The following is a 9726-nucleotide window of genomic DNA, read 5'->3' on the forward strand; positions in this document are numbered from 1 at the left end:
TCCAGCAGAAGTTCGACGACGTCTTCGCCAAGCAGGAGTCGGCTCAGTTCGGCAGCGGCCGCTACCAGTTCCTGCTCAAGCCCGGCAGCTACAACGGCATCAACGCCCAACTGGGCTTCTACACTTCCGTCTCCGGCCTCGGCCTGAACCCCGACGACACCCGGATCAACGGTGACGTCACGGTCGACGCCGGCTGGTTCCACGGCAACGCCACCCAGAACTTCTGGCGTTCGGCGGAGAACCTCTCCCTCAAGCCGGTCAACGGCACCGACCGCTGGGCCGTCGCCCAGGCCGCGCCGTTCCGCCGCGTCCACGTCCAGGGCGGCCTCAACCTCGCCCCCGACGGCTACGGCTGGGCCTCCGGCGGCTACATCGCGGACTCGAAGATCGACGGCACGGTGGGCCCGTACTCCCAGCAGCAGTGGTACACCCGGGACAGCTCGGTCGGCGGCTGGACCAACGGCGTGTGGAACATGACGTTCTCCGGCGTCCAGGGCGCCCCCGCCACCAACTTCGACAGCGGCCCGTACACCACGCTGGACACCACCCCGGTCTCCCGCGAGAAGCCCTTCCTCTACCTGGACGGCTCCGCCTACAAGGTGTTCGTCCCGGCCAAGCGCACCAATGCCCGGGGCGTCTCCTGGCCGGCGAACGCCGGCACCTCCCTCCCGCTCGACCGGTTCTACGTCGTCAAGCCGGGCGCCACGGCCGCCACCATCAACGCCGCCCTCGCCCAGGGCCTCAACCTGCTGTTCACCCCGGGGGTCTACCACCTCGACCGGACCATCGAGGTCACCCGGCCCGACACCGTCGTCCTCGGCCTCGGCTTCGCCACCCTGGTCCCGGACAACGGCGTGGACGCCATGCACGTCGCCGACGTCGACGGCGTGCGGCTCGCCGGATTCCTGATCGACGCGGGCCCGGTCAACTCCGACACCCTGCTGCGCATCGGCACCCCCGGAGCGAGCGCCGACCACTCCGCCGACCCCACCACCATGCAGGACGTGTTCATCCGCGTCGGCGGCGCCGGACCCGGACTCGCCACCAACTCCGTGGTCGTGAACAGCGACGACGTCATCGTCGACCACACCTGGATCTGGCGCGCCGACCACGGCGACGGCGTCGGCTGGAACACCAACCGCGCCGACTACGGCCTGCGCGTCAACGGCGACGACGTCCTCGCCACCGGCCTGTTCGTGGAGCACTTCAACAAGTACGACGTCTACTGGAGCGGCGAACGCGGCCGGACGATCTTCTTCCAGAACGAGAAGGCCTACGACGCCCCGAACGCCGCCGCCGTCACCCACGACGGCATCACCGGCTACGCGGCCTACAAGGTCGCCGACACCGTCACCGCCCACGAGGCGTGGGGCCTGGGCAGCTACTGCAACTACACGGCCGATCCGTCGATCGTGCAGGCGCACGGCTTCCAGGTGCCCGTGACGGCGGGGATCAAGATGCACGACCTGCTGGTGATCTCGCTCGGCGGGAAGGGCCAGTACGCGCACGTCGTCAACAGCACCGGCGCGCCCACCTCGGGCACCGACACGGTCCCGTCCAAGGTGACGTCCTTCCCCTAGGACCCGCCCGCAACCGCGGTCAGCCGGCGGGTCAGCGACCGGTCAGGGTCTCGTACGGGGCCCGCCGGTAGGTGTCCCGGTACAAGGTGGCGAAGCGGCCCGGATGGTGGAAACCCCACCGGGCCGCGATCTCCGTGACCGTGGCACCGGCGCCGGGATCGGCGGCCACCAGGTCGTGATGGGCGTGCGCGAGCCGCACCCGGCGCAGCTGGGCGAGCGGCGTGGTGTCCAGGTGGCGGCGGAAGGCGTACTGCAGCGCGCGGACCGTCACATGGGCCGCGGCGGCGATGTCCGCGACCGTGACCGGCCGGTCCGCGTGGTCGTCGATGTAGGCGAGCGCCCGGCGCAGCACCGCCGGGCGCGCGTCGGCGTGGTCGGCGGCGGCCGGCTCGTCCAGCGCCGTGTTGGGGAACGCGGCCAGCACGCTCGCCGCCAGATGCTGGGCGGCCGTGGCCGCGACCAGCGGCTGGTCCGCCAGCTCCGGGTCGGCGAGCACCGTGTCGCGCAGATGGGCGATGGTCCGGTGCAGCTGCCGCCCCGCCGCCACCGAGCGCGGCCGGTGCCCGGTCAGCCGGACCGGCCGCGAGCCGTCGGCGTCCCCGGCCACCTGGGCGAGCAGGTCCGGTTCCAGCATGGTGATGTTGTAGCGGGCGTTGCAGATCCGGCCCGTGTAGGGCAGGTCCGGCGGCGCGAGCAGCACCACGTCACCGGGACCGAACGAGTCCTCGACGCCCTGGAAGGCGTGGTCCCGCACGGTTCCCTCGTGGACGACGCACAGGCAGATCCGGCCCAGCGGGGTCACCGAGTAGTCCATCTCGAAGTCCAGCGCGAGTTCGTCGACACTCACCGAGTCGATGCCGGTACGGCGGATCCGGGCGCGGTGGGAGCCGGGGCTGCTGCTGCCGATCCGCATCCGGGCGTAGGCGCGGCTGAGGAAGTCCTCCGTCACATCGAGATCATCGCTGTGGAAGGTGAGTGTCTCCATGACCCACGGCTGCCCGTCAACGCCGTCGATATAGGCCTTCTACCAGGCATTTTTCGTTTTCTGTACAGAGGCGTGCCCAGTTGTTCGCCTGGCGGCTGGCGGGGACCGGCCGGGCCGCTCAGGGTGAATGACATGATCGGACCCGACGAGCAGACGGACCAGGAACAGGTGAAGGCGCTCCAGGACGAGGTGGACCAGCTGCGTCAGGCGCTGGTCTCGCGCGCCCTGGTGGACCAGGCGATCGGCGTGGTCATCACCGTGGGCGGTCTGCGGCGGGAGCAGGGCTGGGAGGTCCTGAAGCACATCTCGCAGCACACCAACGTCAAGCTGCGGGAGGTGGCGCGCTGCCTGGTCGAGTGGCCGGTCCGGCGTCGGCTCCCCGAGGTGATCCGCCGGGCCCTGCCCGCCGCCATGAAGCACGCGCGTGCCCGGAGCGGCGCCGAGGCCGACGCCTGTGAGCGCGAGCCCGAGGTCTCGTGCGGCCGCCCCGGGTGAGCCCGGCCGTGGACGGGCGCGGTCAGGCCGGTGCCCGGCGCAGGTCCTCCCACGCCCGCCCGCGCAGCTCCGCGTCCCGCAGCACGTCCGCCGCCGTGCAGGCCAGCGCCTCCACCACCGCCAGGAGCACACCGCGGGCCCGCTCCGAGGCCGCCGCTACGGCGAACTCCGGCGTGTGGTCCGAGCCGTCGGCGTCCATGATCGCGACGAACGGGTGGATGGCGGGCACCCGGCCGCTGACGTTGCCGATGTCGGAGGAGCCCAGGTAGACACCGGGGACCGGCGGGGTGAGGGTGATCCCGGCGCGGTCCAGGTGCCCGGCGAACCGCTCGGACAGCACCGAGCTGTCCCGGAAGTGCTCGTACCGCACGCTCGCGCGTTCCACCGTCACCTCGGTCCCGGTCGCCAGCGCGACACCCTCGGCGGCCGTACGCAGCTGCGCGGCCAGCTCGTCCAGCGCGGCGGTGGTGAGCGCGCGCAGCCCGAAGCGGCCCTCGGCGTACTCCGGGACGATGTTCGTGGCCGTACCGCCGTGCGTGATGATCCCCTGCACGTGCGACCCCTGCGGCAGCCGCCGGCCGAGCGCCGACACCACGTTGAACAGCTCGACCAGCGCGGCGAGCGCGTCGATGCCCTCCGTCGGACTGCCCGTCGGGTGCGCCGCGCGCCCCTTGAAGGCGACCCGGTACTGCTCCTGCGCGGTCAGCGGCGCCCGCGCCCAGTCGTACACCCCGGGATGGAACATCAGGGCGGCGTCCACCCCGTCGAAGACCCCGGCCTCCACCTCCAGGGCCTTGCCGCCGCCGCCCTCCTCGGCCGGTGTCCCCACCGCCAGGACCGAACCCGGGGCGCCGTCCCGTACGGCGTCCACGACCAGGGCGGCGCCCAGACCGGCCGCCGCGATCAGATTGTGCCCGCAGGCGTGCCCGAGCCCGGGCAGGGCGTCGTACTCCAGGGGGAACGCCACCACCGGCCGCCCTTCGCCCGAGCGCGCCGTGAACGCGGTCGGCAGGCCCGCGACCCCGCGCCGCACGGCGAACCCGGCGCCCTCCAGCTCACCACTGAGCAGCGCCGCCGCCCGGTGTTCGGCGAACGCGGTCTCCGGCTCCGCGTGCAGGGAGGTCATCACCGCGGACGTGCTCGACTACCTGCGCAGCGGTGTCGCCCACGGCTTCCTCATCGCCGGTGCGGCGGACCCCGCACTGGAGACCGTGCGGGTGACGGCCCGTCCGTGACCGGCGGCCCCGTCCGCACCGCGGCCGGCCGCTCCCGGACTGCGCGGCCCGCCGCCGGCGCCTAGGGTGGCGTGTGCGGGCGGCCGGTCGGCCGTCCGCCGGGTCGAGAAGCCGGCCCTGCTGACGAACACCCCCTCGGCAGGGGGCGGCCGGCCCTGCCGTCGGTCCCCGGATCCATGACCGGCGCGTCCGGCGGTCGCGCTCCCGCCAAGCCGGCGGGAAGCGGCCCGACTTCACCCCACCGGAAATCACCTGCTGATTCCCGGTTTCGGACGCCCCGGCCCGGGGACCTCGGTAGCAGGGCCGCCGACGACCCTTTTGTTATGGATTGACGAGCTTTGCGCGTGTGCGGCCCCCACCTCGGCGAGACCGGCGAGCATCGGGCACCCTCTTCCCGCCCGCGCCGGGCCCGCCCCCGTGAACCAGTGGAGGAATCAGTTACCGATGAGCGAGACGAACCCGCTGAAGCGAGCGGCGGACAAGGTCGCGGACGCCCTGCAGGGCGGCCCCGCCGGCCCCGAGGACGGCATCCCCGGCAAGCCCGCACCCCAGTCGCCCACGGTCGCCGAACCCACCGAACCCCGTGAGCCCCTTCCGCCCAAGCCCGACCAGACGGGCCCGGCCACCGTCTCGCCGACCGGGCAGCCCACCGGCGCCGACCAGGCACGGATGGCGCAGAGCGGCAGCTACCTCACCGACGCCCAGGGCACCCGGCTCCCCGACACCGACCACTCCCTCAAGGCCGGACCCCGCGGCCCGGTGCTCCTCCAGGACCACCACCTGCGCGAGAAGGTGATGCACTTCGACCACGAGCGCATCCCCGAGCGCGTGGTCCACGCCCGCGGTGCCGGGGTGCACGGCGTCTTCCGCAGCTACGGCACCGCCGCCAACGTGACCAAGGCGGCCTTCCTCGCCGAGGACGTCGAGACACCGGTGTTCGTCCGCTTCTCCACCGTGCTCGGCTCCCGCGGCTCCGCCGACACCGTCCGCGACACCCGGGGCTTCGCGACGAAGTTCTACACGAGCGAGGGCGTCTTCGACCTCGTCGGCAACAACATCCCGGTGTTCTTCATCCAGGACGCCATCAAGTTTCCGGACGTCATCCACGCCGGAAAGCCCCACCCGGACCGGGAGATCCCGCAGGCGCAGAGCGCCCACGACACCTTCTGGGACTTCGTCACCCTGCACACCGAGGCCGCCCACCACACCCTGTGGAACATGTCCGACCGGGGCATCCCGCGGTCGTACCGCACGATGGAGGGCTTCGGCGTCCACACCTTCCGCCTGGTCAACGCGGCCGGCGAGACCACCCTGGTGAAGTTCCACTGGAAGCCCAAGCTGGGCGTGCACTCCCTGGTCTGGGAGGAGGCGCAGATCATCAACGGCGTCGACCCCGACTTCCACCGCCGCGACCTCTACGACGCCATCGAGGCGGGCGCCTACCCCGAGTGGGAGTTCGGGATCCAGACTTTCCCCGACACCCCCGACCAGACCTTCGAGGGCATCGACCTGCTGGACCCGACGAACATCGTCCCCGAGGAACTGGCCCCCGTACAGCCGATCGGGCTGCTCACCCTCAACCGCAACCCGTCGAACTTCTTCGCCGAGACCGAGCAGGTCGCCTTCCACGTCGGCCACCTCGTCCCCGGCATCGACATCACCGACGACCCGCTGCTCGCCGGCCGGCTCTTCTCCTACCTGGACACCCAGATCACCCGGCTCGGCGGCCCCAACTTCCCGCAGATCCCCATCAACCGGCCGCACACCCCCGTCAACGACATGCTGCGCGACGGCTTCCACCAGACGGCCGTGCACCGCGGCGTGGCACCCTACCGGCCCAACTCCCTCGACGGCGGCTGCCCGTTCACCGCCGGAGCCGACGCGGGCGCGTTCGTCGAGACACCGGTGCGCGTCCCCGAGGCCACCAAGGTCCGTGAGGCGCCCGAGTCGTTCAACGACCACTTCAGCCAGCCGCGCCGGTTCTGGCTCAGCATGAGCCCGGTGGAACGCGAACACATCATCCACGCCTACACCTTCGAACTCGGCAAGTGCTACGAGCAGGCCATCCGCGAACGGGCGTTGCAGGTCCTCGCCAACATCGACCCCGAGCTGTGCGCGGGCGTCGCCGCCGGACTCGGTCTGCCCGCGCCCGAGCCCACGGTGCCCCTCGCCGACGTCGAGCCGAGCCCCGCCCTCTCCCAGATCGGGCAGACCTGGCCCACCGACGGCCGGATCATCGGCATCATCACCGGCCCCGACGGCGACCTCGACGGCGTACGGACCGTACGCCAGGAGATCCTCGACAGCGGCATGGTCCCGCTGATCGTCGCACCGGCGGGCGGCACCCTCGGCGACGGCGCCGACGCCCTCACCGTGCAGCGGACCTACACCACCGCGCGCTCCGTGGAGTTCGACGCCCTCCTGGTGGCCGGCACCCCCGGCGTGGGGACCGACGCCTACGGCGCCCGGGACGCCAAGGCGGGCCAGCCCCGTCTCGGGGAGGCCACGCCCGACCCGCGGGTCGGACTGCTGCTGACGGAGGCGTACCGGCACGGCAAGGCCATCGGTGCCGCGAAGGGCGGCGAGGCCGCACTGGAGGCGGCCGGCATCCCGCTCGACGCACCCGGAGTGGTCGACGGCGACAGCGCCACGGCCGTGCTCCAGCAGCTCGCCCAGCTGCTGGCCGCCCACCGCGTCTGGGAACGGTTCCCGTCCGCCGCCTGACCCGGCGGCCGGCGTCACGCCGGTTGCGCGCCGGCCCCGTCACGGGACCGGCGCGCGGCCGTTCACAGCGAATCCGGCGTGGTGCGGCACAGCAGCAGACAGATGTCGTCGTCGTGCTCGGAATCGTGCAGCATCGGCTTGAGCAGTGCGTCGGCCGCCGCGTCCAGATCCACCAGATCCGCCCCGCCCAGCGCCCCCATCGCCTGGGCCAGCCGGTCGATGCCCGCGTCGATCCCGGCCGACCGGCGCTCCACGAGACCGTCCGTGTACAACGCGAGCGTGGAGCCCGCCGGCAACTCGAGAGTGTGCTCCTCGTAGGTGTACGGCACCGGAACCCCGAGCATGATCCCCGGCTTGTCCTCCAGCACCCGCACCTCCCCCCGGGGACCGCGCACGACGGCCGGCGGATGCCCGGCGGCGGCCCACACCACGCCGGGCTCCCCGGGCGTGAACCGGGCGATCGCACAGGTCGCGTACAGCTCCGGCTGCTGGTGCCGGAGCATCCTGTGCAACAGGGTCAGGATCCGCGCCGGACCGTTGCCCTCGACGGCGTAGGCGCGCAGTGCCGTGCGCAGCTGGCCCATGATGACCGCCGCGCGCAGCCCGTGCCCCGTGACGTCCCCTATCACCGCCAGCACACTGCCGTCCGGCTGCGAGAAGGCGTCGTACCAGTCGCCGCCGATGTTCAGACCGTGCGTCGCCGGCAGGTACCGGGCGGCCAGGTCGAGCCCCCGGGTGGCGGGCAGGTCGGTCAGCTGCGCCCGCTGCAGCGCCTCGGCGACATCCCGGTGCTGCTCGTACTGGCGGGCGTTGTCCAGCGCGATGCCCGCCCGCCGCGCCAGCTCCAGCAGCATCACGGTGGTGTCCGGGTCGAAGCGTTCGCCGGGCGCCACCAGGGTGAGCACGCCCTGCACGGTACGCGAGCCCAGCGGCAGACTCAGCAGGGGCCGGTCCGGGGACAGCGCCGAGGCCGGCAGGTCATCGACGCCCGGCAGCTCGCCGGGGTGCGGGGCCGCGTGCTGCGGCCGGCCGGTGCGGGCCGCCGTCACCGCGGCCGCCGCCCGCTCGCCCGGCGGGCTCTGGTCGTCGCCCACCACCCAGACGTCGACGTGCCGCGCGTACTCCGGGACCAGCAGCTCGGGCAGCCGGCGCAGGATGTCCTCGTGTTCGAGCGAGGCGTGCAGCACCGCGCTCGCGTTGGCCAGGAAGGTCAGCAGCCGCCGGGCGTTCTCCGCCTCCGCGCGCGCCGCCCGCTCGCCGTCCAGGAGTTCGCGCTGCGCCCGCGCGGCCGCCTCCAGCTCGGCGTGCAGCGCCAGGACGCCCTGGTTCGTCTGGTGCAGCTCCTCCCGGTGGAACCGGAGCAGCTCCTCGGTCTCGGCCAGCCGTGCCAGTACGGCGTCGGCGTCCGTGTCGGCGTCCAGCAGCGCCTCGGCGAGCGGGGCGCCGTCCAGGCCGGACGGCGGGGCCGGCACCGGCGCCGGGCAGACGAGGGCCTGCTCCCAGGGCTCCGGGCCGCCCAGGACGACTCGCAGCCCGCCGTCCGCGTCGGCGGTCACGGTCAGGTCCGCGCCGCCCGCGGCGAGGGCACGGCGCAGCCGGACTCCGAGCGCGCCGAGGAAGCGGGCCCGGTCGAATGCGGGCACCTCCGCGTCCGCGAGCAGCCGGGCCAGCACGGCACGGGCCCGGGCCGCGTCGGCGGCGGAGGCGATGGTCCAGTTCTCAGAGGCGGCTGTCATGGGCGCGGGTCCGGCGGTCGGGGGCCAGTACGGCCACACTGGTGTCGTCGCGTAGGGGGCGGGCGGGGCTGCCGGCGTCCCGCAGGATCGCCGCCGCCACCACCGACGGGTCGTGGGCGAGCAGCAGGGGGTCCTCCGGGGGCCGCCAGCGGCTGGGCAGTCCGTCGCTGTGCACGACGAGCAGACTGTCCCGGCGCCACGGCACCCTACGCACCGGGACGTTCGCCGGGAAGTACGCCCCCACGATCCCCGGGTGCGAGACGAGGTGCGTCCAGGAGTCCCCGGTGCGCACCCGGGCGCCGGCGTTGCCGACCCCGGCGAACGCGAGTTCCGCCCGCTCCTCGTCCACCTGGGCGACCGTGACCGCCGCACCCCGGGTGCTCCGCAGCACCCCGTGCAGCCGGCGCAGGATCTCCGCCGGCGGCAGGTGGGCGGCGTGGGGCAGCTCCGCGACCGCGGCGCCGGAGGCGTGCGCGGCCTTGGCGCCGTGCCCGAGACCGTCCGCGAGCAGCAGCGTCACCAGGCTCCCCGAGCGGGCCCAGGTCCAGGCGTCACCGCACTGCTCGGCGTGCGCCAGGGCGGCCGTGATCCCGCCGGCGGGCACCGCCGCGGCGGACGCCCCGCGCCGTACGGGCTCCGGGTCGATCCGGGCCGTCGCCACCGTCCCGCGGCCCGGCCGGCTGTAGAGATCGAACGCATTGGCGCTGCGCGCACAACTGCCCAGGCCCGCGCCGAGCGAGCCGTCGGCGGTGGACCAGCCGTCCCGCAGCGCGGCGCCGACGTCGGCGATGCCCGGCCCGTGGTCGAGCGAGAACACCTGCACCGACGTGCCCGGACCGCCGGCCGGCGGCACCACAAGGTTCACCAGCATCAGGCCCCCGCCGGCGTGCTTGAGCAGATTGGTGGCCAGCTCGGTGGCGACCAGCTCCGCGGCCGCCGTGCGCTCGGGGGCCAGGTCCGCCTGCCCGCAT

7 protein-coding genes are annotated in these 9726 nt (G+C 73.5%); 3 read left to right on the top strand and 4 right to left on the bottom strand.

The genetic code is table 11. From position 1 onward, the window contains the following. Positions 1–1580, top strand: a 1580-nt coding sequence (locus tag IE312_RS39065) for a pectate lyase-like domain-containing protein (RefSeq protein ID WP_502266961.1), incomplete at its 5' end; no start/stop codon positions are given. 31 nt (positions 1581–1611) lie between these two features. Here the strand turns inward: IE312_RS39065 and IE312_RS06365 are convergent. After that, the gene (locus IE312_RS06365; protein ID WP_189979148.1) at positions 1612–2565 is read right to left on the bottom strand and encodes a helix-turn-helix transcriptional regulator; all 954 of its coding nucleotides are present in this window, start codon (positions 2563–2565) and stop codon (positions 1612–1614) included. A gap of 132 nt (positions 2566–2697) precedes the next feature. Between IE312_RS06365 and IE312_RS06370 the strand changes: the two genes are divergently transcribed. Next, positions 2698–3060, top strand: a complete 363-nt coding sequence (locus IE312_RS06370) for an ANTAR domain-containing protein (RefSeq protein ID WP_189979150.1) — start codon at positions 2698–2700, stop codon at positions 3058–3060. 22 nt (positions 3061–3082) lie between these two features. On the opposite strand, the gene IE312_RS06375 is transcribed toward IE312_RS06370, so the two are convergent. Continuing rightward, positions 3083–4189: an amidohydrolase gene (locus IE312_RS06375; protein ID WP_229899174.1), complete on the bottom strand. Its 1107-nt coding sequence runs from the start codon at positions 4187–4189 to the stop codon at positions 3083–3085. A 550-nt stretch (positions 4190–4739) separates the two neighbouring features. Here IE312_RS06375 and IE312_RS06380 point away from each other — a divergent pair. Beyond that, positions 4740–7019: a catalase gene (locus IE312_RS06380; protein ID WP_189979154.1), complete on the top strand. Its 2280-nt coding sequence runs from the start codon at positions 4740–4742 to the stop codon at positions 7017–7019. Positions 7020–7081: 62 nt separating this feature from the next. Here IE312_RS06380 and IE312_RS06385 read toward each other — a convergent pair whose 3' ends face one another. Together IE312_RS06385 and IE312_RS06390 are read right to left on the bottom strand one after the other, a co-directional pair. Beyond that, positions 7082–8755 (bottom strand): PP2C family protein-serine/threonine phosphatase, encoded by a 1674-nt coding sequence (locus tag IE312_RS06385; protein WP_189979156.1) that lies wholly within the window; start codon positions 8753–8755, stop codon positions 7082–7084. Further along, the coding region (locus tag IE312_RS06390) for a SpoIIE family protein phosphatase (RefSeq protein WP_229899176.1) at positions 8739–9726 on the bottom strand (988 nt) is incomplete at its 5' end. The genes IE312_RS06385 and IE312_RS06390, both read right to left, overlap by 17 nt.

It is taken from the genome of Streptomyces capoamus, from assembly GCF_014654935.1.
Classification (GTDB): Bacteria; Actinomycetota; Actinomycetes; order Streptomycetales; family Streptomycetaceae; genus Streptomyces; species Streptomyces capoamus.

Bases quoted from the DNA above. Each gene is read 5' to 3' on its own strand.
- IE312_RS06365 (WP_189979148.1), bottom strand. From the start codon at position 2,565: ATGGAGACACTCACCTTCCACAGCGATGATCTCGATGTGACGGAGGAC.
- IE312_RS06370 (WP_189979150.1), top strand. From the start codon at position 2,698: ATGATCGGACCCGACGAGCAGACGGACCAGGAACAGGTGAAGGCGCTC.
- IE312_RS06380 (WP_189979154.1), top strand. From the start codon at position 4,740: ATGAGCGAGACGAACCCGCTGAAGCGAGCGGCGGACAAGGTCGCGGAC.
- IE312_RS06385 (WP_189979156.1), bottom strand. From the start codon at position 8,755: ATGACAGCCGCCTCTGAGAACTGGACCATCGCCTCCGCCGCCGACGCG.